The sequence below is a fragment of the Actinorhabdospora filicis genome (assembly GCF_030269765.1).
GTDB lineage: Bacteria > Actinomycetota > Actinomycetes > Mycobacteriales > Micromonosporaceae > Actinorhabdospora > Actinorhabdospora filicis.
Genome location: NZ_BSTX01000001.1, coordinates 2,681,010 through 2,704,088, shown reverse-complemented (window position 1 = coordinate 2,704,088; position 23,079 = coordinate 2,681,010). Strand labels below are relative to the sequence as shown.

The window sequence follows — 23,079 nt, the reverse complement described above, 5'->3', positions numbered from 1 at the left end:
CCTTGACCCACTTCAGCTTCCCCGTGAACCCCGAATACCTCTTGTCCTTGTAGGCGTCCATCCGCCGCTTGTGCTCGGCGGTGAACCCCTCACGCGCGACCTTCTCACCCTCAGAGAACTTCGCATCTACTTTCCCGTCCAGGTCGGACAGGATCTTCTCGACGTCCGTTTTCGTCGCGTCGAAGACCTTCTGAAGCTTCCCCGTGACCTCGGTCCGCTTCTTTTCGTCTTCCGACTGTGTCTTCCCCTTGCCGCCGTCGACGTCCTTCCCGGTGCTCGTCCGCACCGAGGACATGCCCTTCAAAGCCGTCGTGGCGTCCTGTTTGGCGTCGGTCTTGGCCGAGTTGAGGGTCTCGTTCTCCTTCGCCCGCACCTCAGCCGGTGCCGTGCGCGCGTGTTCCTCCCCGGCCTTCTTCTCCTTCAAAGCCGTATCGAAGGCGGGCTCATTACCCTTCTTCAGCTGCTCCTCGGTGACCTCATTCGAGGCCATCTCCGCATTGACGTCCTTCGGCCCCTGCGAGAAATCGGTCGCCGCCGGAGGCGCCTTGTCGGGCACCGCGAGGTTCGGGTCGGGCGCGGCGGGTGTTCCGGGGGGCTTGTCGGCGGCCAAGGGGGTGACGGGCTTGTCCTTGGCCGCGCCCACGTCCGGGGGCGCTTTCGTCGTCGTCTCGATGGCCGAGGAGGACTGCTTCTTGCCGTCGCCGACCTTGTTCGACACGTCCTGCTTGACGCCATCGGCCTTGCCGGAGTCGCCGAACTTGTCGGCCTCATCGAGGTTCTTGGGCGCCTTGGCCGCGATGGCGTCGTTCACCGCTTTGATGAAGGCCGCTTTGTTGAATTCGCCGGGCTTGGCCGCGTTCATCTTCTCGGCGTTGGCGGCCTTGCCCTGCGCCTCCTTATCGTCAGCCGGAGGCTTGGCGGCCTTCGCCGAGGCGTCGGCTTCCTTGGACGCCGGCGGGTGCGAGGTCGCGAGGTTCTTCGCCTTCGCCGTCACGTCCTTCTTGACCGACGTGAACTTCGGCGACTGGGCCGCGGTGGGCCGGGTGGTGAGGCGCTGGACTACCGCGCGGTTGCCGGCCGCGCGCTGTAACGCGAGGGCGTTGCGGGGGTCCAAATGGGTGGGGGCGGCCGCCGGGGTGTCGGGGGCTCGGCGGTCGGTGGCCTTCTGGTCGGCGGCCGGTGGGGCCGATTCCTGTTTCGGGGCACGGTTCTGTTCCACATCGACCTCCGGGTAGGTCGTGGGGGGCACCCGTTCACCGTGTAACGGACACAGTGGACATCGACAGGAGACCGGCCAAGCGTCCGGGCAGGCGATCCTGCCCGGACGGGCAACGCGGTGGGTCAGGCCCAGGTCTCGCCGGTGATGCGTTCGTAGGCGGTGATGTAGAGCTCGCGGGTCTTCTCGACGACCTCGGCGGGGATTTCGGGCGCGGGGTCGGCGGGGTCCCAGCCGGAGGCGACGCCCCAGTCGCGGAGGTACTGCTTGTCGTAGGACGGCTGGCGGGCGCCGGGTTTCCAGGACTCCAGGGGCCAGAAGCGGGAGGAGTCGGGGGTGAGGGCCTCGTCGCCGAGGGTGAGGGTGCCGGAGGCGTCGAGGCCGAACTCGAACTTGGTGTCGGCGAGGATGATCCCGGCCTCCTCGCAGTGCTCCTGGCCGAGCTCGTAGGCGCGGAGGGTCAGGTCCTCCAGCTCGGCGGCGCGGTCCTCGCCGAGGAGGGCCTCGACCTGCTCGTAGGTGATCGGCTCGTCGTGTTCGCCGACGGCGGCCTTGGCGGAGGGCGTGAAGATGGGCGTGGGCAGCGCCGAGCCGTCCACCAGGCCGGGGGGCAGCTCGACGCCGGACACGGCGCCGCTCTTCTCGTACTCCTTCAGCCCGTTGCCGGTGAGGTAGCCGCGGGCGACGCACTCGACGGGGATGATCTCCAGGCGCTTGCAGCGGATGGCGCGGCCGGCGAACTCCTCGGGCACGTCGGTGGCGGAGATGACGTGGTTGGGGACGAGATCGCGCAACTGGTCGAACCACCAGAGCGAGAGCGCGGTGAGGATCGCGCCCTTGTCCGGGATCGGTGTCGGCATGATGACGTCGTAGATACTGACTCGGTCGGAGGCCACGAGGATGATGTCGCCGCGGTCCTCGTAGAGGTCACGGACCTTCCCGGAGTGCACCAGTCGCATGCCCCGCACGATAACCCACCGTTACAGGTAGGCCCCGGTCGGCAGCTCCTCGTATCCGGCCGACGGCACTTCGCCGGACCGCAGGGCGCACAGCTCGGCGAGGGTCGCGCCACCGGAGGCGATGCCGTCGGGGCGGCCGAGCCAGCTCACGGCCTCGTCGTAGGGGAAGCGGCCGACCTCGATCTGCGCCAGGCAGCGGCCCGGGCGGATCACCGCCGGGTGCAGGCGGGTGAGGTCCTCGTTGGTGGTGAGCCCGATGAGCAGGTTGCGGCCCTGGCCGAGGAGCCCGTCGGTGAGGTTGAGCAGGCGGGACAGGGCCTGGCCCGTCGACTGCTTCGCCTCGCCGCGGATCAGCTCGTCGCAGTCCTCGATGAGCAGCAGCTGCCAGCGCGGATGGCCGTCCTCGTCGTTGTCGTCGTCGCCGAGGGCCACCTGGAGCAGGTAGCCGGGGTCGCCGAAGAAGACCTCGGGGTCCAGGACGCAGTCCATGCGGCACCAGGAGCGCCACTCGTTGGCCAGCGCGCGCAGGGCGGTGGTCTTACCGGTCCCGGGCGGGCCGTGCAGGAGCAGCAGGCGGCCGGAGATGTTGTCCGGCCGGGTCGCCATGAGCGAGTCGAGCTGCCCCACGACGCCCGAGGCGTAGTTGCGGCGGATGTCGGCCCACTTGGGGATGTCGATGGTGCGCACCAGACGGTTGGGGCGCGGCATCGACATGTGCCAGAAGCCGATGTCGATGACGGTGTCGTCGTCCTCGGGCTCGGGCTCCTCGGCGTTGTCGGTGGCGGCCTTGAGGATCGTCTCGGCCAGCTCGGCGGTGCGCGCGGACACGCGGACGCGCCCGTTGCCGCTGTTCCAGCGGATCGCCTGGAGCATCCAGTGCTCACCGGCGGCGAGCAGCGCCGACTGGCCGCCCTGCTCGGCGGTGCGCAGGATGCGCGCGTCGGCGGGGACGAGCGAGGCGTCCTTGCGGACCTTGTTGATCCACTTCATCCGGGCGTGCTGGTGGTCCCCGCGGACGTACGGGCCCAGGGCGAGGGCGTCGATGACGTCGAAGGCGTCCATGTCGTCGTCGTAGTTCATGAGGAACGGCATCAGATCCGCCGTCCCGTCGACGGCGGCCTCGTGGGTGCCGTTCTTCTTGGTGTTCTCCCCCACCTTGGCCGCGTGCGCCACGGGGAGCTTCTGCGGCGTTTGCATCTCGCCAATGATCCCCGAGGGGTGCGACAGGGTCCAACCCCATTTCGTGCCAGCGTGAATTCAGCCGCTCACCAGTCGGAACCCGCCTTGCGGATCGCGCCCAGCGACAGTCCCGTCTCGTCGAACAGGTAGGAGCGCATCAGCTCCAGGCGCGGCGCGTAAACGTGCACCGAGACCGCCGGGCGGTCCGAGGCGTTGCGAACGGCGTGGACCGTGCGCGGCGAGACCGCGCTGGAGTCGCCGGAGGTCAGGCGCCGCTGCTCCAGTGACGGGAAATAGCCCGGGACGACGGTGTATTCGCGCAGCTCACCGTCCAGGACCGTGAAACCGGCCTCGGACGGCGTGCGCTCACCGCCGTGGTCGTGCAGTTCGGTCGACTGGCCCGGCAGCCACGCCATCAGCCACGCCTCGTGGTCCTCGGCGACGGCGATGCGGCGGGCGGTCCGGGAACGCCGGGAGAAACGCGGCGCGGGCGCCGAAGCGGCGTAGTAGGCCGAAAGCGCGGTGAGAACGGTGGCGGTGGCCGTTTTCATGAGAAGTCAGAACTTTCGTGGACGCGCGCACGGCGCAATGGACTGTCGGCTGAGTTAGCGGCGACAGTCGCGACAGCGACCCGACGTGGCGGCGGTCACTTCAATGGCGTCCACAGTCCGACATCTTAACGCACAATCTGTCCGACCGGTCCTCACCCTGTGCTGATTTCTTAGGTGATGGGCGAAAAACTGCCGTCGCGGCCTTCAGATACTTCCCGAACGTGCAGTACTCTCGCCTACGGTTCGCAGGCTGAAGAAGGAGCGCCCCAGTTGCTCGGCAAAGCAGCGCGCGGCAGAGCGCGGTTCCGCATTCTCGGTGCCATGACGCTCGCCGCGGTCGGTCTCGTCCTTGCCCCCTCCACCGCGCACGCCGACCCCGTCGACGACAAAGAAGCGCAGATGGAGGCGAAGTACCACGATCTCGAAGGACTCATCGAGGACTACAACAAGGTCAACATCGAGTTCACCGAGACCAAGGAGAAGATCGCCGACCTGGAGGAGAAGCTCAAGCCCTTCCAGGAGAAGCTCGACGTCCTCTACGAGGAGGTCGGTGAGATCGCCCGCAACACCTACATGGGCGGCGCGATGTCCGGCATGACGGCGGTCCTGACCACCGGCTCCGCCGACACCCTCGCCGACCGGATGACCCTCCTCGACCAGATCACCGTCGACGACCACGACGCCATCGCCGCCCTCAACGACGCGAAGTCGGACCTGGACGAGCAGAAGCGCGTCCTCGACGGCCTCTACGCGACCCAGTCGAAGCAGGACGAGGAACTGCGCGGCAAGAAGGAGACCATCGAGACCGATCTCGAACGGCTCTCCGGCGAGCGCGACAAGGCCTACCGCGACTCCCGCGGCCTCGGCCCCGGCGACTTCACCCCGCCTTACGTCCCCGGCAAGCGCGGCGAGGTGGTCCGCTTCGCACTGAAGCAGACCGGCAAGCCCTACGTCTTCGCCGCGGCCGGCCCCGGCGGCTGGGACTGCTCCGGCCTCACCCTCGGCGCCTGGAGCCAGGTCGGCGTGAACCTCCCCCACAACGCCGAGGCGCAGTGGAACATGGTCCAGCACATCTCCCGGGACCAGCTGAAGCCCGGCGACCTCGTCTTCTACAACGGACTGAGCCACGTCGCCCTGTACATCGGCGACGGGCACATCGTCCACGCGGCGACGAACAACAACAACGTGCAGGTCACCACGATCGAGAAGGCCGCGACGGATTACTACGGCGCGGGACGCATTCCCGGCTGGTAGCCGGCCCGATCAGACCTCACGCACCCGAAGACCACACCCGGCAACACGATGACATCACGAAAACCATGACCTAACCCGGCAACACCCAGACGCCCCGCATCGCTCGCCCCCGGACGATGCGGGGCGTCGCCGTGTCCGGGCGCGGCGGGTGTCCTAAATGGAGTGACGGGTGGTGCCGGGCGTCCTAGCCTGCGGGCATGCCGCCGACTCGCCGCGCCATCGTCCTGCCGTTCGCGGCCGCCTACGCGTCCCGGCCCGGGGCCGCCGCCGTCCTGCTCACCGGATCCGCCGGGCGGGGCCACGACGACCGCTGGTCCGACGCCGAGCTGGCGGTCCTGTGGGCCGAGCCGCCGTCCACCGCCGACCGGGAGCTCGTGGCGAGCGCTGCCGACACCCACCGGCTCTATCCCTTCGACTCCGCCGACGGGGCCTCCTACGACGACCTGTGGCGGTCGGGGCTGCTCATCGAGGTCGTCCACACGACCCTCGCCAGTGCGCACGCGAAGCTGGACGCCCTGCTGGAGCGGCACGAGCCCGACCCGGGCCTGCTGGCCCTCGCCTCCGCGCTCGCGCACGGGAAGACGCTCGCGGGCGACGCCTCGGAGCTCACCGGCCGGGTGCGGGACTATCCGCGTCCGCTGGCCGCGGCGGTCGCCCGCCGGCTCGGCCAGATCGACCACTTCTGGCGCTGGCGCATGTACGTCGAGCGGCGCTGCCCCCACGGGCTGCGCGAGCACTGGTCCGGCGTGGTCACCGCCCTCACCCACGCCCTCCTCGCGGTCAACCGGGTGTGGTGGAGCGGCCCGAAGTGGGCCCACCGCGTCCACGCCGCCCTGGAGATCGCGCCCGCCTCGTTCGCCGAGCGCGTCCTCGCCGTCGACGCGATGTCCCCGCCCGAGGCCGCCGGTGAGCTGGCGCGGCTGGTGGGCGAGGTGCACGGGCTGCTCGAACGCCACCTGCCCGAGGCGGACCCGGGCAGGCTCGCCGAGATCTTCGCCTTCGGCCGCGAGCCCTGGCCCGACTCCCTCATTCGCTGACTGCGGCCCGGCCCGGCCCCGACACCCCGTCCCGCGCCGCGATGTTCCCGAGGGCATCCCGTGACCTGCCGGAACACCGCCCAGGCCGGGCATATCGGCCCGGGTTGCCGTCGATCGTCCTTCCTGGACGTACCGCCGCCGGTCTCGTCCGAACGGAGGATGCACCCAATCGGCCGCGACCTCACGAGCTATGCTCGCCAACGGTCCGCAAGCTGATAAGGAGCAGTCTCTTGCTCGCGAACACAGCGCGAAGGATGGGTTTCCTCGCCGTAGCGACCGCCTTCGTCATAGGCGTAGCCGCGCCCGCCGTCCACGCCGATCCGGTGGACGAGAAGGAAAAGCAGATCGAGGAGCAGTTCCACACCCTCGAAGGCGTGATCGAGGACTACAACCGCGTCAACGAGGAGTTCAAGGAGACCGCGGCGAAGGTCGAGGCCCTCGAAAAGGAGCTCAAGCCCTTCGAGGACCAGCTCGCCGTCCTCTACGAGGAAGTCGGCGCGATCGCCCGCAACATCTACATGGGCGGGCAGATGACCGGGACGATGACCGCGCTCACCACCGGCTCGCCCGACACCCTCGCCGAGCGGATGACGCTGCTCGACCAGGTGACCGCCGACTCCAGCGACGCCATCGACCGCCTCAACGACGCCAAGGCGTCCCTCGACGAGCGCAAGGGCGTCCTGGACGGGCTGTACGAGACGCAGTCGCAGCAGGAGTCGGAGATGAAGGCGAAGAAGGAGACCATCACCGCCGACATCGAGCGCCTCTCCGGTGAGCGCGACAAGGCCTACCGCGACTCGCGCGGGCTGTCCGACGACTCCTTCATCCCCCCGTTCGTCCCCGGCAAGCGCGGCGAGGTCGTGCGCTTCGCGCTGAAGCAGGTCGGCGACGACTACGGCTGGGCCGCCGAGGGTCCGGACGTCTGGGACTGCTCCGGGCTCATGCTGGGCGCGTGGAAGCAGGTCGGCGTGCACCTCCCGCACAACGCGGCGATGGAGTGGAACCAGTTGCAGCACATCTCGCGCGACGAGCTCCAGCCGGGCGACCTGGTCTTTTACAACGGGCTGAATCACGTGGCGATGTACATCGGCGGCGACCATGTGGTCCACGCGTCGGACTACGGGATCGGCGTGATCATCTCGACCGTGGACAAGGGCGGGAGCCCGTACTACGGGTCGGCGCGGGTACCGGGGTTCTGACGCCCTGACACCCTGGCGCCGGGAACGACTTGCGGCCGCCGCCCCTTCGGGGGTGGCGGCCTTATTCATGGGACGGGGCCGGTGTGTCAACCCCGTGTGCCCCCGGCGTCGTAGACCAGGTGACCCTTCTTGAAAGGAGCACCATGAGAAGACGCAGTCTCCTGGCCGCCGCGGGGGCGGCCGGCGCAGCGGCTTTCATCCCCTCCACCGCATGGGCCGGTGGCGGCTGGATCGAGACGACGGTGCCCGATCCCGGGCACAAGTACACCGTCGCCGACATCCTGGCCTTCTCCGCCCGCGACGCCCACGCCGTCGGTGGCGGGCAGGGCCGGGCGGCGGCCTGGCACTGGGACGGGCGCGCGTGGTCGGCGGTGCCGACCGCGGAGGACCTGCACCTGACCGCCCTCGCCGCCGGGGCGCGGGGCGAGGTGTGGGGCGCGGGCTGGCGGACGGTGCCCGGCACGCGGGACAGCACCGCCCACGTCGCGCGGTGGGACGGTTCGGCCTGGCTGGGGATCGCGGTGCCCGCGCCGGAGTCCGACGCGAACTACCTGTCGGGCCTGGACGTCACGTCGCGCGGGGTGTGGGCGGCCGGGTACTTCGAGCGGGCCGACGCCGAGGGCCGGTCGCGGTCCACCGCCTTCATCGCGCGCTTCGACGGGCGGACGTGGACCTCGGAGGAACCGCCCGCGCCCCCGGAGGCCAAGGAGACCGAGGCGGAGCACATCGTCGTCGCCCCGGGCGGCGACGTCTACGCGAGTGGGTGGGCGCGGGTGCCCAGTGACGAACCGGGCGCCGACTCGCCGGTTCCGCTGCTGTGGCGCCATTCCGGCGGCCGGTGGCGGCCGGTGGATCTGTCCGGGCTGGCCTCGCGGTTCGGGTACGTCACCGGGCTCGCCGTCTACCGGGGGCACGCGCACGTCGCCGGTCACGTGTGGATGCGAACGCCGGAGGGCGCCAGTTACGCCAAGCCGTACCTGGCCGAGGTGCGCGGCCCGAACCTGCGGGAGCTGCCGCTCCCGGACCGGGCCGACATGATCACCGACCTCGCCGCCGACGACGCCGGTGGCATCGTGCTGATGGTCGGCACCGACCCCTTCGACGAGCGGACCGACGTCGTCTACCACCTGCGCGACGGGCGCACGACGGTCACCGAGACGCCGCCGAGCACACCGGAGACCAGGGTCGGGTACGCGCAGGTCAGCCTCGTGCCCGGCACCAGCACGGTCTGGATCTCCGGCGGAGCCCGGCCCGAGGGCGGGCAGTCCGGGACCGGCATCGCCGCCTACCGCAAGCTGTGAGAGGAGCGTGCCGCCGGGCCTCACGACCCCGGCGGCCTCACGACCCCGGCGGCACCACCGAATCCCGCACCACCACGTGCGTCCCCAGCATCACGTGCTCGTTGCCCGTCGAGCCGGGGCGCAGGGCCAGGCGGGCGGCGGTGCGGCCGAGTTCGCCGACGGGGATGTGGACGGTGGTGAGCGCGGGGTACAGGTCCTGGGCGATCAGGTCGTCGTTGTAGCCCATGATCGACACGTCTTCGGGGACGCGGAGACCGGCGTCGCGGCAGGCGCGCATCGCCGAGGCGGCCAGTATGTCGTCGAGGGCGAAGATGGCGGTGAAGTCGGGCGGGCCGGACGCCAGGCGCGCGCGGACGGCCTCGTAGGCGAACAGCCGCTCGAAACGGCCCGGCATGAGCAGCGACTCGTCCGAGGCGATCCCGTTGTCGGACAGGGCGCGCAGGTGACCGGCGATGCGGCCGTCGCCGGTGGTCTGGCCGACGATGCCGCCCAGCAGCAGGATGCGGCGGTGGCCGCGGGAGATGAGGTGGCAGGTGCCGGCGTGGGCGCCCCGCTCGTTCTCGTACTCCACGACGATCGCGGGGACGTCCGGGCCGAGCCCGGGGCGGCCGACCAGGACGAGCTTGCCGCCGACGTCGCGGAGCCCGGCGGCGTAGCGGGCCATGCGCTCGCGGTACTCGCCGGTCATGGCGACGCCGCCGACGAGGATGACGGCCTCGGCGCGCTGCTCGCGCATCAGGCCCAGGACCTCCAGTTCGCGGGCGGTGTCGCCGTCGGTGGAGACGTACATGAACAGGCGGCCCTCGGCGGAGCTGTAGGACTCCACTCCGGCGGCGATGTCGGCGTAGAAGGGCGCGGTCATCGAGGTGGTGACCACCGCGACGAGCTTGGAGGTGGACCCGGACAGGGCGCGCGCGTGCGCGTTCGCCACGAAGTCCAGGTCCTCGATCGCGCGGAGGACCTTGGCCCGGGTACGGGCGGCAACGGGATAGTTGCCGCCCAGTACCCGCGACACGGTGGCGACGGAGACGCCCGCCTGGGCGGCGACGTCCCTAATGGTGGATCGGGCCATGGACTAGAAGTTACTTGGCCGCCGCGTACTCGGCCGCGAACTCGTCGGCGGACTGGGATCCGCCGTCGCTCTTCCACTTGGCCACCGCGCCGTCGAAGGTGGAGACGTCCTCGCCGCGGAAGACCACGCCCAGGATCGCGTCGTTGATCGCCTTGGTCAGCGCCGAGCCGTTCTCCGTCCACTTCGCCGAGCGCAGGCCGTTCGACGGGTCGGGGATCGTGATCGGGGCGACCTTCTTCTCCCACTGGTAGACGCGCTCGACGGCCTCCGGGTAGCCCGCGTAGAACAGGGCCTGCGGGGCGGCGGCGATGTACTTGACGGGGAGGGTGGTGCCGTTCTCGCCCTTCGTCCACAGCTCGGTGGGGACGGGGGTGCCGTCGGCGCCGCGCGTGAAGTGGGTGCCCTCGACGCCGTAGTTGAACAGTTCGTACTGCTTGGTGCCGAAGGGCGCGGCGAGGTAGTTGCAGACGGCCAGCAGCATCTTGATGCGCGAGGCGTCGGCCTTCTTGAAGGCCACGAAACCGAAGCGGCCGGTGCCGCCCCAGGGCGTGGACGCCGCGCCGCCGAACGGGAGGCCGAAGTCCTGCGTGAAGCCCTTGGCCAGGGCCAGCGACGAGGTGCCCATGGCGCCCCAGCCGTCCCGGTAGGTGGCCACGGTCTGGTTGGCGAAGAGGGTCTTCATGTCCACCGCCGACGTGCTGCCGCCGTCGGGGTAGGCCGAGCCCTCCTTGAACAGCTGCGCCGACATCGCCAGGGCCTCCTTGAACTGCGGAGACTCGTAGGTGGTGGTGAACTTCCCGTCGGCGGAGACCGCCCAGGTGTTCGGGGCGCCGAGGGAACCGGCGAGGTAGTCGATGTTGAGCTCCATGGGGAAGCCCATGCCGTACTTCTTGTCGCCGGTGGCGGCCTTGAGCGAGGACAGGAAGCCCGCCTTGTCCCACTCGTAGACCGCGCCCGCCTTCTCCAGCGCGGTCCGGTTCACCAGCAGCGAACCGCCGTAGACGGGACGCTCGGTGGGCACGCCGTAGAAGCGGCCGCCGATGCGGCCCAGGCCCTGCCAGGTGTAGGACGGGATGTTGGCCAGCGCCGGGAACTGCTTGACGTTGTCCCCGGAGACGTACTCGGAGATGTCGGCGCACACCTGCTGGATGAACTGCTCCTGGCGCGGCAGCACGTAACCGGCGCCGAAGAACATGATGTCGGGAAGGTCGTTGCCGGCCATCTTCGTGCTCATCACCTCGACGAAGTTGGCCGCCGGGATGATCTCGATCTTCAGGTTCACCCCGAGCGCGGCGTTGACCGCCTGCCAGTACTTGTTCACCGACACGTCGGTGGGCGGGGTGCCGTAGGAGATGACGCTGACCGTCACGTCCGACTTGTCGCCGGGGGTGGCGAAACCGGCGTCGGTGAGGTTCGAGGGGTACTTCGTGTAGGCCGCCTGGAGGCCCTTCTCGCCGCCGGGCAGGTCCGGGGTGGGACCGGTCAGCGGGACGTAGGCCGGCCACGGCGCGAGTTCCTTGCCGTCGTTGCCGACGTCGGAGCCGCCACCGCCGTCGCCGCAGCCGACGAGCAGGGGGCCCGCGCCGAGCGCGACGGCACCGGCGCCGAAGAGTTTCAGGGTGTCACGACGGTTGATGGCCACGACGGGGTCCTTTCGAGAGGGGCGGGAGGAGTTCACGACTTGATGGCGCCGGACAGGACGCCCTTGGCGAAGAAGCGCTGGATGAAGGGGTAGACGATGACGATCGGGAGGGTCGCCATGATCACGACGGCCATCTTCACCGCCTGCGGGGAGTTGGCCACGCCCGTCTCGGAGGCGGCGTTCTCGGTGAGGCTCGCGCCCTGCGTGACGTAGAGGCGCATCAGCGTCTGCACCGGCCACATGTCCTGGCGGGTGTAGATCATCGCGTTGAAGAAGGCGTTCCAGTAGGAGACGGCGTAGAACAGGCCGACGACCGCCACGATCGACTTGGACAGCGGCAGCACGATGCGGGTCAGGATGCGCAGCTCACCGGCGCCGTCGAGCTTGGCGGCCTCGATCAGCTCGGTCGGCACGGCCTGGAAGAAGCCGCGCATGATGACCAGGTTGAACACGTTGACCAGGACCGGCAGCACCAGCGCCGGGTAGCTGTCGAGCAGCCCGAGCTCCTTGACCACCAGGTACGACGGGATCATCGCCGGTGGGAACAGGAACGTGAACAGGACCATGATCAGCACCGGCTTGCCGCCGAAGACGCCCGGCCGGGCCAGCGCGTAGGCCAGCGTGATCGTGGCGAACAGGCTGGTGGCGGTGCCCAGGATCGTGATGCCCAGGCTGACGGTGAGGGCGTGGGTGATCACACCGCCCTCGAAGATGTCGGTGTAGGCGCGGAAGCTGAAGCTCTGCGGCCACACCACCCAGCCGCCGTTGGCCACGACCTCCTCGGGCGCGGTTATCGAGGTGGCCAGGATGGTCCAGAACGGGAAGAGGACCAGCAGGACGATCAGCGACAGGGCCAGCGCCTTGGCGGCCCGGGTGATCGGCTTCGGCCGTCCCATCCACAGTGGACGACCCGGTTTCTGGGACAGAGTCACTTGTACACCCCCTGCTCACCGAGCCGGTGCGCGATCTTGTTCGCGGTGAAGATCATGACCAGCCCCACCAGGCCCTTGAAGAGACCGGCGGCGGTGGCGATGGAGAAATGGCCGTCCTTGATGCCGGTGATGTAGATGAAGGTGTCCAGCACCTCCCCGGCGTCGGGACCGACGGTGTCGCGCTGGAGGAAGAACTGCTCGAAGCCCAGCGTGAGGATGTCGCCCAGGCGCAGGATCAGCAGCAGGACGATGACCGGCCGGATCGCCGGGAGCGTCACGTGCCACAGGCGCCGCCACCACCCGGCGCCGTCGATGGACGCCGCCTCGTAGAGCTGCTCGTCCACATTGGCCAGCGCGGCCAGGAAGATGATGGTCCCCCAGCCGGTCTCCTTCCAGACGACCTGCGCGATGACCAGCGGCTTGTAGGCGTCGGGATTGCCGATGATGTCGACGGTGTGCAGCCCGGCGTCGCCGAGGACCCCGTTCAGCACGCCCACGTCACCCAGGACCTGCTGGAACAGCGCCACCACGATCACCCACGAGATGAAGTGCGGCAGGTAGACCACGCTCTGCACGAACTTGCGGACCTTGTCGCCCACCAGGCTGTGCAGCAGCAGCGCCAGGGCCAGCGGGGCCGGGAAGTAGAAGACCAGCTGGAGCACCGAGATGCTCACGGTGTTCCAGGTGGCGTGCCAGAAGTCGGCATCGCCGAACAGGGTGACGAAGTTGGCGAAGCCCGCCCACGGCGAGTGCCACACGCCGATGAAGGGCACGTAGTCCTGGAAGGCGATCGCGTTGCCGAACAGCGCGCCGTAGTGGAAGACCAGGAAGTACGCGACTCCCGGGACCATCAGCGCGACCAGCACCAGGTCCCGGCGGAACCGGCCCTTCCTGCGCTTCGGCTTGCGAGGAGACGTCTCGTCCCCGCCGCTTGCGGCGGGATGGCGCTCCGGTGGCGCCGCGGTGGCAGTCAACGGTGACCTCCTCGCTCTCGGGTGTGGCCGAAGATAGACGGTTTCTGTGAGCTGAGACAAGCCCCGCACATGTTTCAACTCGGTAACGTGCCTGGTAGTTGAGATATCCGCAGCTCACCCGCATGTTGACCAACGATCCGGGTGCGCTTATCGTGCTGTTCGAAAGAAACCGATTACTAGACCGGGGTCACACCCGGCGAGGAGGGGACCGTGACCGAGGGGATGGCGGACGCGCGACCGTACGGCGTGCTGGCGATGGCGGAGTACGCCCGCTCCAGCGCGGTGACCGACGAGGTCCTGACCGCGCTGGGGGGATTCGCCGAGGTCGACCCCGGCCTGCTCGTCGCCGACTTCGCCGACCCCGCGCACGCCGGCGCGCTCGCCCGGGCCGAGTTCCTGGTCAGCGGATGGGGCTGCCCGCCGCTGACCGCCGAGGCCCTGGACCGGATGCCGAAGCTGCGGGTGAACGTGCACGCGGCCGGATCGGTCAAGCACCACACGACCGAGGAGGTCTGGCGGCGCGGCATCGCGGTCTCCTCGGCCGCCGACGCCAACGCGGTGCCGGTCGCCGAGTACACCCGGGCGGTCATCATCCTGGCGCTCAAGCGCGCCTTCGCGCTGTCGGCCGGGCTGTCCACGGAGGGCTGGCCCTCGCCGGACAACCGCGTCCCGGCCGGGGTGGTGAGCCGGACGGTGGGCCTGGTGGGCGCCTCGCGCATCGGGCGCCTGGTCATCGAGCGGCTGCGCGACCTGGGCGTCCGGCTGGTCCTGTCCGACCCGTACCTGACGGCGGCGGAGGCGGCCGAACTCGGCTGCGAGCTCGTCGACCTCGATGAGCTGGTGTCCACATCGGACGTGGTGAGCCTGCACGCGCCGGAGCTGCCCGAGACGCGGCACCTGATGGACGGGCGGCGGCTGGCGATGATGCGCGACCACGCCGTCCTGGTCAACACCGCCCGTGGGTCCCTTGTGGACACTGAGGCGCTGGCGAAGGAGTGCGCCTCGGGCCGGCTGGACGCCGTCCTGGACGTCACCGACCCCGAGCCGATCCCGCGCGAGCACGTCCTGCTGACGCTGCCGAACGTGTTCGTGACCCCGCACCTGGCGGGCGCGCAGGGCACCGAGATCGCCCTTCTGGGCTCCTACGCGGTGGCGGATCTGCGCAGGTTCCTGGCGGGTGAGGCCATGCTCGGCGCCGTTGACATCGCCGACCTGCCGAGGCTAGCGTGACCGCTCATGACCTCTTGGAAAGCGCTTTCACTGCCGCCGTCGGACCATGAGCTCTCGCCCTACACCGGATACACGCGCGCGCACTGGGAGGCGGTGGCCGACCACTGGGTGAACGTCGCCCTGTCCTATGCCTCGCCGCGCTTCTCGCTGTTCCGGATCCCCGGGCGGCACGCCTGGTCCGGGCCGGAGTCGGACGCGCTGGAGGGCTTCGCGCGCTCCTTCCTGATCGCCGCGCCGCGCATCGCCGGGGGCGGCGACCCGCACGGCTTCGCCGAGAAGTACGCCTCCGGGCTGGTGGCCGGCACCGAGCGCGGCGGGTCCGAGGGCTGGCTGTGGGCCGTGGACTGCGTGGAGCCGCTGACCGGCAAGACGCAGCCGATCGTGGAGGCCGCCGGGATCGCCTACGCGCTGCACATCTCGCGCGCCCAGATCTGGGACCGGCTGAAGCCCGCCGAGCGCGACCAGATCGCCGACTGGCTGTCCCATCACGCGCGCCGGATCGCCTGGGCGAACAACTGGCTGCTGTTCACCGCCGTCATCGAGGCGTTTTTGGCCTCGGCCGGTTACGACACCTCCGCCTACGACGGCCGCGCGAACGTGCGCCGGGTGGAGTCCTGGTACACCGGCCAGGGCTGGTACACCGACGGGTCGCGCCGCAACTTCGACTACTACAACGCGTGGGTCATCCACCCCCTGCTGTGGGCGATCCACGACATGCTGCCCGCGCGCGACCCGGACGCCGCCTGGCTGTGGGAGAACAGGCTCGGGCGCTACCTGGAGTCCTACGGGCACCTCTTCGGCGGCAACGGATCGCCGCTGATCCAGGGCCGCTCGATCATCTACCGCACGGCCACCCTCGCGCCCATCTGGCTGGGCCAGCTCACCGGGCGCACGCCGCTGTCCCCGGGGGCCAGCCGGCGCCTGGCCTCCGGGACGCTCAAGCACTTCGTGGACCACGGCGTCGGCGTGGACGGGCCGCTGTCCCTGGGCTGGCACGCTGACCAGTACCTGGACGTCACGCAGCCCTACTCCGGTCCCGGATCGCCCTACTGGGCCGGGATCGGCTTCCACGGGCTGGCCCTGCCCGCCGACCATCCGGTGTGGACGGCGGTGGAGGAGCCGCAGCCCGCCGAGACCGGCGACCACGTGGTGGACCTGGACGCCACCGGCTGGCTGATCTCCTCGACCTCCGGCGACGAGATCACCCGGGTCTACAACCACGGCGCAGACCACAACACGGCCGGCACGCCCGACGACGACCCGCTCTACGTGAAGTACGCCTACTCCACGCACACCGCGCCCGGCACCGGCCCGGCCTTCGCGGCGAACGTGGACGGGGCCTTCGTGCTGCTGGACGGCGAGCCCTCGCGGCGCGGGCCGATCGTGCGCCACCGCGTCCGCGGCCCGGTGGCCGGTTCGACGTGCGTGCCGCGCGAGGGCGCGAGCCTGACGAGCGTGTCGATCGTCCAGGGGCCCTTCGAGGTGCGCTGCCACCTGCTGGCCACCGACGCCGCGACGGGCGTCCGCGAGGGCTCGTGGGCGGTCGCGGGCGAGGACGCCGTCCCGTACGGCCTCACCGGCGGCGTGGCCTGGGCGCGGCGGGCCGACGGGCTCACCGCCGCGCTGCTGCCCGTGCACGGTTACGAGCGGGCCGAGACGATCGCGCGGGCCGACGGGAACGTCCTGGGCGCGCACATGTCGACCCCGGCGGCCTTCGGGCAGGCCGAAGGTGTTTCCGCACACGTCGCCCTGCATTTCTTGGGCCGTAGCGATGATGTGACCGTTCTGGCGTCAACCATGTCGACGGCCGCGCGCATCTCTGTGGATGGCACGGCCGTACGGGTGGAGTGGCGAGACGGACAGACGGTGACGGTGGACCTCGATACGTTCATCGGCTGACCCTTCGAACTAATCCGCACCGGCGATGTGGCCAGCCACATCGACCGGTGCGGATCCGTTTCACGATGGCGTACGCCCGGTACGGTGACCGGTAACCGTTTGGGAGGGCGTAGTGCGATTCACGACGAAAATGAAGGTGGTGTGGCTTGGCACCGTTGCGTTCGTGGTGTTGATGACGGTCGGGATCACTTACGGCATGCAGGATCCCGCCATGCATCCGCCCGCCGCCGCCTCGTCGGACCGCTCCTCGGACGCGCCGCCGCCCCCGCCCACCAGCGCGCCCGCCTCGCCGTCCCCCTCGCCCTCGGCGTCCTCTCCCGACGACGGCAAGCACCAGGACGACCCGTCCAAGATCAAGTCGGACAACCCGCTGGACCGGGTGATCTACACCACCGGCTCCAACGCCGTCGCCCTCACCTTCGATGACGGGCCCGACCCCAACTGGACCCCGAAGGTCCTGGGCAAGCTGCGCGAGTACGGCGTCAAGGCCACCTTCTGCCTGGTCGGCAAGAACGCCGACGCCTACCCCGAGCTGGTGCAGGAGATCGTCCGCGACGGCCACACCCTCTGCAACCACTCCTGGAGCCACGATCTCGAACTCGGCAAGAAGAGCCGCGAGGAGATCCGCAAGGACATGCAGAAGACCAATGACGCGATCCACCGCGCGGTCCCCGGCGAGGACATCGCCTACTTCCGCCACCCCGGCGGCAACTGGACGAACAACGCCATCGACATCGCCTCCGAGCTGGGCATGAAGAGCCTCAACTGGAACGTCGACCCCAAGGACTGGGAGAAGCCCTCGGCGAAGAAGATCGCCGACCGGGTCATCACCAACACCAAGGTCGGCTCGATCGTCCTCCTCCACGACGCCGGCGGCGACCGGACGAATTCCTACAACGCCCTCGACCGCATCCTCAAGGAACTCGGCGACCGCTTCAAGCTCATCCCGCTCCGCCATTGACCCGCTGACCTGCGAAAACGCGGGACCGACCCCCTGGATTTCCCACCCGGACGGCCGTGTCGTATGCTTTCGGAGCCTCCGGCGAGACCGGATGTAGGCACCGGCCCGAACGGAAACCGGATGACGCGAGTCGCCCGGGATGCCACGATGGTCGGGACGCCCTCATCGTCTAGTGGCCTAGGACGCCGCCCTTTCAAGGCGGTAGCACGGGTTCGAATCCCGTTGGGGGCACGACTTCGGTCGTGGGTAGTATGACTACCTGCAATACGAGGTCCCGTGGAGCAGTTGGAGTGCTCGCCGCCCTGTCAAGGCGGAGGTCGCGGGTTCAAGTCCCGTCGGGACCGCGGTAAAGCCGGGCCCCTCTCGAAAGAGAGGGGCCCGGCTCTTTTGTATGCCCGCACAACGCTTTGTTTCCCCGCCCGTTGATCTTGTGGCATGCCGTGGCTACTCTGACGCCCTTACGCATTCCCTTGCCCGGCAAAGGAAACGGAGGGGCGATGGACAATCCGCTGATGGACGTCGAGGGCGCGCGGGAGCGCCTGGTGGCGTGGCGGGACGATGCCTCGCGGCGGGCCGCGGCGACGCAGGCCGCCGGTGAGGGCCTGCGCGCGCTGCGGATCACGGCACCCGACGACTACGAGACGGTGGAGATCACCGTCGACTCCTCCGGCTTCATGGTCGACGTGCGGCTGTCGCACCGGGTGCAGCGGATGACGCCCGAGCAGACGCGATACGCGATCCTGGGCGCCTACCGCAACGCGCGGGCGAAGCTCGCCGAGGCCGCCGCCGAGGTCGTGAAGGAGACGCTGGGGACGGAGTCGGCGACCGGGCGGGCGCTGCTGGCCGGGTACCGCACCGAGGACGCCGACGCGGGCGACGCGGGGTGGCGCTGACATGGCCGGTGGATTCCAGGTCGACGTCGAGGCCCTGCGCGCGCACGCCTCGGCGCTGACGGCCATTCACGAGCGGTTCGCCGCCATCAAGACCGCGAGCTCGTCGATCTTCCAGGCCGATGACGCCTACGGGCAGCTCTGCGCGTTCCTGCCGCCGATCCTCGAAGGCCGCCACGAGGCGCAGGACGAGGGGGTGGCGCTGCTCGCGGAGAACATCGAGCTGCTCGCGGCGGGCATCAAGCGGACCGCCGAGCGCTACGAGCAGGCCGAGCATTCGACCACCGGTGGCTTCAAGTCCATGCAGCCCGGCGTCTGAGCCCCGGAGACCGACAATGAGCCGATCCCTCATCACCACCGAAGATCCGTCCAGCCGCGACGGCTGGACCGGGCTTCCCCTCGCCGACGACTACAAGGGCATCAAGGACGCCATCGACTCCGGTAGCTGGATCGACGGCTCCATCGCGGGACTGGGCGCCGCGCTCGACGTGGCGTCGATCGCCATCGACCCCTTCAGCACGCTGCTGTCGATGGGCATCGAATGGGCCATCGAGCAGGTCGGGCCGCTGAAGGAGGCCCTCGACTGGCTGGCCGGCGACCCGGAGACCGTCATGGCGCACGCGATGACGTGGGACAACATGGCCGAGGAGCTCTTCTCCATCGCCGAGGCCCTCAAGACCCGGCTCAGCATGGATCTCGCCGAGTGGCACGGCGAGGCCGCCGACGCCTACCGCAACGTCCTGGCCATCAACATCGACGTCGCCGGGATCTTCGCCGGGACCGCCGCGGGCATGGGCGCGGCGACCCGGGGCGCGGCGACGCTGGTGCAGATGGTCCGGGAGTTCGTGCGCGGCTTCATCGCCGACTGCATCGCCAAGGTCGTGGTGTGGCTGGCGGAGGTGGTCTTCTCGCTGGGCGTGGCCACGCCGCTGGTGGCGTCCCAGCTGGCGGTGGCCGTGGTCCGCTGGACCGGCCGGATCTTCGGCTGGCTGATGGGCCTGGTCACCAGCATCACCTCCCTCCGCGCCCTCCTCGACGTCTAGGCGGCCCTTGATGAAGCAACTGATGGCGGCCCTGCGGACCACGGCCGTCCTGGTGGTGCTGTTCGCGGTGTCCGGGCTGTACAACAAGCACCCGGGCGGCGGGGACGGCGAGGCGCCCAAGCGTCCCAAGTTCAGCCCCGGCATGATGCCCAAGAAGGTCGGCGCGGCCCAGCAGCAGGGCATCAAGAAGGCCCAGGAGGGGCGGCCGAAGGGCGCCGAGACCGGCGAGGACGCCACCCCGGCCAAGCCCAAGAACCAGTGGGAGGACCCCGACTTCGCCGACGCGATGTACGACATGCACCGCTTCGGCCAGATGGGCGACGGGACGATGGACAAGACCTGGGACGGCGACGGCCTGGGCAACGGGGCGCACAAGCCCGACTCCACCGTCCCCGGCAAGACGAAGTTCCCGCCCGGCACCACCAAGGCCGAGGTCGAGGGCTGGTTCAAGGACATCGCCGCCAACCCCGACTCCCGGCCCCAGCCGCGACCGCACGGCGACGGGTGGGTGCTCACCGGCACCCGTAACGGCATCACCATGGTCGTTACCCTGGACAAGGACGGCAGCATCTCCGGCGGCCACCCGGTCAGCGGCCCGGGCGTGGAGACCAACCCGAGGGCGAACTGACGGAGGCGACATGGAGATCAACGAGTACTTGCGGCTGTGCGCACGCACGGTCGAGGACCTGGCGCCGGTGATCGGCCCGGCCTACCGGGGCATGATCATGACCCACGACCGCGCGGGCGCCTGGGACCAGGCGATCCCGATGCTGGTCGGCGCGATCTCGGAAGAGGGCGTGGCGATCCCGTCGGCGCAGAAGGAGAACCTGCGGCGGCTGCTGGTCCACATGCGGGCCCCGCTGACGTACCTGGAACAGATCCGCACCACCGACTGACGCGAGCCGGGCCCCTCTCCACCGAGAGGGGCCCGTCGCTTTCGTGCCGCTAGCCGCCGATGGTCAGCGCCGCCCACTGGTGGCCGTCGAGGTCGGCGAAGCCGCGCTGGTACATGCCGCCGTCGTCGCGCGCGGGCCCCAGCGGGGTGGCCCCGGCGTCCACGGCCTTCGCCACGAGCGCGTCGACCGCGTCGCGGTCGGGCAGCCCGAGGACCAGGATCGCCTCGGTGCCCTCGGAAGGCGGGCGGTGGGCGTAGCCGGCGAAGGTCGGCTCGGCCAGCAGCATCACCTGGGTGTGTTCGCTGATGATGACCGAGGCCATGTCCTCGGTGGCGCCGAAGAAGTCGAGGCCCAGGGCGGTGAAGAAGGCCCGCGAGCGGGTGAGGTCGCCGACGGGGAGGTTCACGAAGAGCTTGGTGGCCATGACCGGTATCTCCTGTTTCGCAAGGCTTGTCGTGCTGACACCGAAAGCATCCCGCGAATCGGTACCGCTGCTAAGGTCCGAAGACATGGCCGAAAACAGGACCGATTCCTTAGTCGCCGACCTGCCCATCGAGCTGCGCCGCGACGTCCCGGTGCCGCTGTACCGGCAGATCGCCGCCGCCGTGCGCGGCCACATCCGCGGCGGGACCCTGCCACCCGGCACCGCCCTCCCGCCCACCCGCGTCATCGCCGCCGACCTCGGCGTCTCCCGGGGCGTGGTGGTGGAGGCCTACGCGCAACTGACCGCCGAGGGCTACCTCGCCGCCCGCTCCGGCGGGTACACGCGCGTGGCCATGGGCGCCCACATCCCCGTGGCCGCACCGGAAACCGAGCCGCCGCCGGCGCACCGCATCGACTTCACCTACGGACGCGCCGACCTCACCCTGTTCCCGCGCCAGCCCTGGCTGCGCTCACTGCGGCGGGTGCTGACCGAGGCCCCGGCCCGGTCCTTCGCCCCGCCCGACGGCCGGGGCGCGCCGGTGCTGCGGGCCGCGCTCGCCGAGTACCTCAACCGGGTCCGGGGCACCGCCGCCGATCCGCGCGACATCGTGATCACCAGCGGCTTCGCGCAGGGCGTCCGGCTGCTGGTGCAGGTCCTCGCCGAGGCCGGGGCCACGCGCGTGGCGATGGAGGACCCCTCGCCCGACGACGACGCCCGGCCCGCCGCGCGCCGGGCCGGGCTGAGGCCGGTGGGTGTCCCCGTCGACGAGCACGGGCTCGTGGTGAGCGGGCTGGCCGGGCTGCGCGCCGACGCGCTGGTGCTCACGCCGTCCCACCAGTGGCCCCTCGGCGGCGTCCTGCCGCCCGAGCGGCGCGCGGCGGTCCTGCGCTGGGCCGGGGAGACCGGCGCGCTGATCGTCGAGGACGACTACGACGCCGAGTACCGCTTCGACCGCGAGCCCGTCGGCGCGCTCCAGGGGCTCGCCCCGGACCGGGTCGTGTACGCCGGGACGCTCAGCAAGACCCTCGCGCCCGGCGTCCGCATCGGCTGGCTCGTGCTGCCCGCCCACCTCACCGCGGCGGTCGCGGCGGCCAAGGCCACCGCCGACCGCGGATCGGCCACATTGGAGCAACTCGCCTTCGCCGACTTCCTGCGGCGCGGAGAGTTCGACCGGCACATCCGCCGGATGCGCCGGGTCCACATGGGACGCCGCCGCGCGCTGCTGGACGCGCTGGAGCGCCACCTGCCCGGCGCGCGCCCGTCCGGTGCCGCCGCCGGACTCCACCTGCTGGTGTGGCTCCCGCCCGGCGTGGACGAGGACGCGGCCGTGGCGGCCGCCGCCGAGGCGGGCGTCGGCGTCCAGGCCCTGGCGCCCTACCGGTTCGGCGCGGGACCGGCCGGGCTGATCCTGGGCTACTCGGCCCTGAACGAGCGCGCGATCACCGAGGGGATCGCGCTGCTGGGACGGGCGGTGGCCCGGCTCAGACGACCGGCACCCGCGGCAGCGCGAGCGCCAGGTCCTTCAGCCGCTCGCCGCTGAGGCGCGACTGCCCTTCGGAGAGATCGGCGCGCCCGTCGTCGGCGGCCAGCCGCGACTCCAGCACGATCGCGTTGCCGTCGGCGCGGTAGACGATGACGACGGTGGCCTGCTCGCCGAGGCGGCCGTCGGCGAACACGCGGCTCCGGCGCACCTGAAGGCCTTCCAGGCCATCGATCGTGCTGAAGGGCGCGCACTCGTAGCGGGTGCGCAGCTCGGGTCCCTCCGGCTCGGACCAGTTGGCCAGCGTGTAGTCGGCGCAGCCGTCCACGAGGCGCGGGGCGAAACCGCCGTTGGAGGAGCCGATGCGGGCGATGTCCCCGGCGCCCTTCTCGTAGGCGCCCTTCGGGACCAGGTCGACGGTGAGGGTGTCGTGGAAGCCGTCGCGGCCGTCCACGTTCAGGCGCGCGTGGTAATGCGGGCGGCCGCGGCCGATGGCCGGCCAGACGCCGATGGTGCCGTTGGGGCCGTTCGGCACGGAGAACAGGAACCGCTCCTGCCGGACGGTGATCGGCCCGCCCGCCGGAACCGGCTCACCGTCGCGCATCGGGACCGCGGTGGACAGCTCCGGCACGGCGCGCAGGGCCTCGTCCAGACGGCGGGTGGCGTCGGTGGACTCGCCCTCCTCGGAGCCGAAGATCCGGGTGTTCCAGGTGTAGTTGACCGCCGGGTCCAGCTCGGGCAGGGCGAAGGCGGGCTGCCGAGGCACCGGGCCGATCAGCGTCCCTCCATTGGGGACGGTCGCGGTCGAGACGATCGCGGCCACCACGAGCGCCGCGGCCAGTACGTACCAGCGGATCCGGGACGGCCGCCGCCCGGGCGCGGGGGCGGCGCCTTCGACGTGGACGGTCAGCTCCTGCGTCATGCCGGTCATCCCATCACG

The 23,079-nt window shown here is 70.4% G+C and carries 23 protein-coding genes and 2 tRNA genes; 15 read left to right on the top strand and 10 right to left on the bottom strand.

All coding sequences use genetic code 11. From position 1 onward, the window contains the following. The 4 genes from QSK10_RS12770 to QSK10_RS12755 form a co-directional block, all read right to left on the bottom strand. On the bottom strand, positions 1 to 1,249 hold a 1,249-nt coding region (locus tag QSK10_RS12770; protein WP_285662879.1), incomplete at its 3' end, for a hypothetical protein. Between the two features lie 92 nt (positions 1,250 to 1,341). Further along, entirely contained in the window at positions 1,342 to 2,175 is an 834-nt protein-coding gene (locus QSK10_RS12765; protein WP_285662878.1) for a phosphoribosylaminoimidazolesuccinocarboxamide synthase, read from the bottom strand. A gap of 21 nt (positions 2,176 to 2,196) precedes the next feature. Further along, positions 2,197 to 3,372: a DUF5925 domain-containing protein gene (locus QSK10_RS12760; RefSeq protein ID WP_285662877.1), complete on the bottom strand. Its 1,176-nt coding sequence runs from the start codon at positions 3,370 to 3,372 to the stop codon at positions 2,197 to 2,199. A gap of 68 nt (positions 3,373 to 3,440) precedes the next feature. Then, complete coding sequence (locus QSK10_RS12755; protein WP_285662876.1) at positions 3,441 to 3,905, bottom strand: cysteine dioxygenase; 465 nt, start codon at positions 3,903 to 3,905, stop codon at positions 3,441 to 3,443. Between the two features lie 321 nt (positions 3,906 to 4,226). Here QSK10_RS12755 and QSK10_RS12750 point away from each other — a divergent pair, with 321 nt between their 5' ends. The 4 genes from QSK10_RS12750 to QSK10_RS12735 all read left to right on the top strand — a co-directional run bounded on the left by QSK10_RS12750 (position 4,227) and on the right by QSK10_RS12735 (position 8,696). Then, positions 4,227 to 5,159: a C40 family peptidase gene (locus QSK10_RS12750; protein ID WP_285662875.1), complete on the top strand. Its 933-nt coding sequence runs from the start codon at positions 4,227 to 4,229 to the stop codon at positions 5,157 to 5,159. A 197-nt stretch (positions 5,160 to 5,356) separates the two neighbouring features. Next, a complete protein-coding gene (locus tag QSK10_RS12745; RefSeq protein ID WP_285662874.1) occupies positions 5,357 to 6,196 on the top strand; it encodes a hypothetical protein in 840 nt (279 codons plus the stop codon). A 254-nt stretch (positions 6,197 to 6,450) separates the two neighbouring features. Continuing rightward, positions 6,451 to 7,395: a C40 family peptidase gene (locus QSK10_RS12740; RefSeq protein ID WP_285662873.1), complete on the top strand. Its 945-nt coding sequence runs from the start codon at positions 6,451 to 6,453 to the stop codon at positions 7,393 to 7,395. 143 nt (positions 7,396 to 7,538) lie between these two features. After that, positions 7,539 to 8,696, top strand: a complete 1,158-nt coding sequence (locus tag QSK10_RS12735; protein WP_285662872.1) for a hypothetical protein — start codon at positions 7,539 to 7,541, stop codon at positions 8,694 to 8,696. Between the two features lie 37 nt (positions 8,697 to 8,733). Here QSK10_RS12735 and QSK10_RS12730 read toward each other — a convergent pair whose 3' ends face one another. Genes QSK10_RS12730 through QSK10_RS12715 form a run of 4 tightly spaced genes read right to left on the bottom strand, consistent with a single transcriptional unit; the run spans position 8,734 to position 13,316 of the window. Further along, positions 8,734 to 9,768, bottom strand: a complete 1,035-nt coding sequence (locus QSK10_RS12730) for a LacI family DNA-binding transcriptional regulator (protein WP_285662871.1) — start codon at positions 9,766 to 9,768, stop codon at positions 8,734 to 8,736. 10 nt (positions 9,769 to 9,778) lie between these two features. Further along, positions 9,779 to 11,410 (bottom strand): type 2 periplasmic-binding domain-containing protein, encoded by a 1,632-nt coding sequence (locus tag QSK10_RS12725; RefSeq protein WP_285662870.1) that lies wholly within the window; start codon positions 11,408 to 11,410, stop codon positions 9,779 to 9,781. 32 nt (positions 11,411 to 11,442) lie between these two features. Next, a complete protein-coding gene (locus QSK10_RS12720; RefSeq protein WP_285662869.1) occupies positions 11,443 to 12,342 on the bottom strand; it encodes a carbohydrate ABC transporter permease in 900 nt (299 codons plus the stop codon). Further along, on the bottom strand, positions 12,339 to 13,316 hold the full coding sequence (locus tag QSK10_RS12715) for an ABC transporter permease (protein WP_285662868.1): 978 nt from the start codon (positions 13,314 to 13,316) through the stop codon (positions 12,339 to 12,341). Before QSK10_RS12715 ends, QSK10_RS12720 begins: the two co-directional genes overlap by 4 nt. Before the next feature lie 210 nt (positions 13,317 to 13,526). Here QSK10_RS12715 and QSK10_RS12710 point away from each other — a divergent pair, with 210 nt between their 5' ends. From QSK10_RS12710 to QSK10_RS12665, 10 genes are all read left to right on the top strand, one after another. Further along, positions 13,527 to 14,546 (top strand): hydroxyacid dehydrogenase, encoded by a 1,020-nt coding sequence (locus tag QSK10_RS12710; RefSeq protein WP_285662867.1) that lies wholly within the window; start codon positions 13,527 to 13,529, stop codon positions 14,544 to 14,546. A gap of 6 nt (positions 14,547 to 14,552) precedes the next feature. Next, positions 14,553 to 16,445 carry a DUF2264 domain-containing protein gene (locus tag QSK10_RS12705; RefSeq protein WP_285662866.1) on the top strand — a complete coding sequence of 631 codons (1,893 nt, stop codon included), beginning with the start codon at positions 14,553 to 14,555 and terminating at the stop codon, positions 16,443 to 16,445. A 211-nt stretch (positions 16,446 to 16,656) separates the two neighbouring features. Further along, positions 16,657 to 17,406, top strand: a complete 750-nt coding sequence (locus QSK10_RS12700) for a polysaccharide deacetylase family protein (protein ID WP_285662865.1) — start codon at positions 16,657 to 16,659, stop codon at positions 17,404 to 17,406. A gap of 158 nt (positions 17,407 to 17,564) precedes the next feature. Next, positions 17,565 to 17,637, top strand: a tRNA-Glu gene (locus tag QSK10_RS12695). Between the two features lie 39 nt (positions 17,638 to 17,676). Further along, positions 17,677 to 17,750: transfer RNA gene (locus QSK10_RS12690), tRNA-Asp, on the top strand. A gap of 153 nt (positions 17,751 to 17,903) precedes the next feature. Then, positions 17,904 to 18,299: a YbaB/EbfC family nucleoid-associated protein gene (locus QSK10_RS12685; RefSeq protein WP_285662864.1), complete on the top strand. Its 396-nt coding sequence runs from the start codon at positions 17,904 to 17,906 to the stop codon at positions 18,297 to 18,299. A 1-nt stretch (position 18,300) separates the two neighbouring features. Then, positions 18,301 to 18,615 (top strand): hypothetical protein, encoded by a 315-nt coding sequence (locus tag QSK10_RS12680; RefSeq protein ID WP_285662863.1) that lies wholly within the window; start codon positions 18,301 to 18,303, stop codon positions 18,613 to 18,615. A gap of 16 nt (positions 18,616 to 18,631) precedes the next feature. After that, entirely contained in the window at positions 18,632 to 19,339 is a 708-nt protein-coding gene (locus tag QSK10_RS12675) for a WXG100 family type VII secretion target (RefSeq protein ID WP_285662862.1), read from the top strand. A gap of 10 nt (positions 19,340 to 19,349) precedes the next feature. Further along, a complete protein-coding gene (locus QSK10_RS12670) occupies positions 19,350 to 19,967 on the top strand; it encodes a hypothetical protein (protein ID WP_285662861.1) in 618 nt (205 codons plus the stop codon). Between the two features lie 10 nt (positions 19,968 to 19,977). Continuing rightward, the gene (locus QSK10_RS12665; RefSeq protein WP_285662860.1) at positions 19,978 to 20,235 is read left to right on the top strand and encodes a hypothetical protein; all 258 of its coding nucleotides are present in this window, start codon (positions 19,978 to 19,980) and stop codon (positions 20,233 to 20,235) included. A gap of 49 nt (positions 20,236 to 20,284) precedes the next feature. Here the strand turns inward: QSK10_RS12665 and QSK10_RS12660 are convergent, their stop codons facing one another. Continuing rightward, positions 20,285 to 20,659: a VOC family protein gene (locus QSK10_RS12660; RefSeq protein WP_285662859.1), complete on the bottom strand. Its 375-nt coding sequence runs from the start codon at positions 20,657 to 20,659 to the stop codon at positions 20,285 to 20,287. Positions 20,660 to 20,744: 85 nt separating this feature from the next. On the opposite strand from QSK10_RS12660, the gene pdxR reads away from it, so the two are divergent. Further along, the gene (gene pdxR / locus QSK10_RS12655; protein WP_285662858.1) at positions 20,745 to 22,199 is read left to right on the top strand and encodes a MocR-like pyridoxine biosynthesis transcription factor PdxR; all 1,455 of its coding nucleotides are present in this window, start codon (positions 20,745 to 20,747) and stop codon (positions 22,197 to 22,199) included. On the opposite strand, the gene QSK10_RS12650 is transcribed toward pdxR, so the two are convergent. Further along, positions 22,141 to 23,061: a hypothetical protein gene (locus tag QSK10_RS12650; RefSeq protein WP_285662857.1), complete on the bottom strand. Its 921-nt coding sequence runs from the start codon at positions 23,059 to 23,061 to the stop codon at positions 22,141 to 22,143. The two genes, pdxR and QSK10_RS12650, sit on opposite strands and share 59 nt — an antisense overlap. Between the last annotated feature and the right edge of the window lie 18 nt (positions 23,062 to 23,079).

Bases quoted from the DNA above. Each gene is read 5' to 3' on its own strand.
- QSK10_RS12765 (WP_285662878.1), bottom strand. From the start codon at position 2,175: ATGCGACTGGTGCACTCCGGGAAGGTCCGTGACCTCTACGAGGACCGC.
- QSK10_RS12760 (WP_285662877.1), bottom strand. From the start codon at position 3,372: ATGCAAACGCCGCAGAAGCTCCCCGTGGCGCACGCGGCCAAGGTGGGG.
- QSK10_RS12755 (WP_285662876.1), bottom strand. From the start codon at position 3,905: ATGAAAACGGCCACCGCCACCGTTCTCACCGCGCTTTCGGCCTACTAC.
- QSK10_RS12750 (WP_285662875.1), top strand. From the start codon at position 4,227: ATGACGCTCGCCGCGGTCGGTCTCGTCCTTGCCCCCTCCACCGCGCAC.
- QSK10_RS12745 (WP_285662874.1), top strand. From the start codon at position 5,357: ATGCCGCCGACTCGCCGCGCCATCGTCCTGCCGTTCGCGGCCGCCTAC.
- QSK10_RS12740 (WP_285662873.1), top strand. From the start codon at position 6,451: ATGGGTTTCCTCGCCGTAGCGACCGCCTTCGTCATAGGCGTAGCCGCG.
- QSK10_RS12735 (WP_285662872.1), top strand. From the start codon at position 7,539: ATGAGAAGACGCAGTCTCCTGGCCGCCGCGGGGGCGGCCGGCGCAGCG.
- QSK10_RS12730 (WP_285662871.1), bottom strand. From the start codon at position 9,768: ATGGCCCGATCCACCATTAGGGACGTCGCCGCCCAGGCGGGCGTCTCC.
- QSK10_RS12705 (WP_285662866.1), top strand. From the start codon at position 14,553: ATGACCTCTTGGAAAGCGCTTTCACTGCCGCCGTCGGACCATGAGCTC.
- QSK10_RS12700 (WP_285662865.1), top strand. From the start codon at position 16,657: ATGCATCCGCCCGCCGCCGCCTCGTCGGACCGCTCCTCGGACGCGCCG.
- QSK10_RS12685 (WP_285662864.1), top strand. From the start codon at position 17,904: ATGGACAATCCGCTGATGGACGTCGAGGGCGCGCGGGAGCGCCTGGTG.
- QSK10_RS12680 (WP_285662863.1), top strand. From the start codon at position 18,301: ATGGCCGGTGGATTCCAGGTCGACGTCGAGGCCCTGCGCGCGCACGCC.
- QSK10_RS12675 (WP_285662862.1), top strand. From the start codon at position 18,632: ATGAGCCGATCCCTCATCACCACCGAAGATCCGTCCAGCCGCGACGGC.
- QSK10_RS12670 (WP_285662861.1), top strand. From the start codon at position 19,350: ATGAAGCAACTGATGGCGGCCCTGCGGACCACGGCCGTCCTGGTGGTG.
- QSK10_RS12665 (WP_285662860.1), top strand. From the start codon at position 19,978: ATGGAGATCAACGAGTACTTGCGGCTGTGCGCACGCACGGTCGAGGAC.
- QSK10_RS12660 (WP_285662859.1), bottom strand. From the start codon at position 20,659: ATGGCCACCAAGCTCTTCGTGAACCTCCCCGTCGGCGACCTCACCCGC.
- pdxR (WP_285662858.1), top strand. From the start codon at position 20,745: ATGGCCGAAAACAGGACCGATTCCTTAGTCGCCGACCTGCCCATCGAG.
- QSK10_RS12650 (WP_285662857.1), bottom strand. From the start codon at position 23,061: ATGACGCAGGAGCTGACCGTCCACGTCGAAGGCGCCGCCCCCGCGCCC.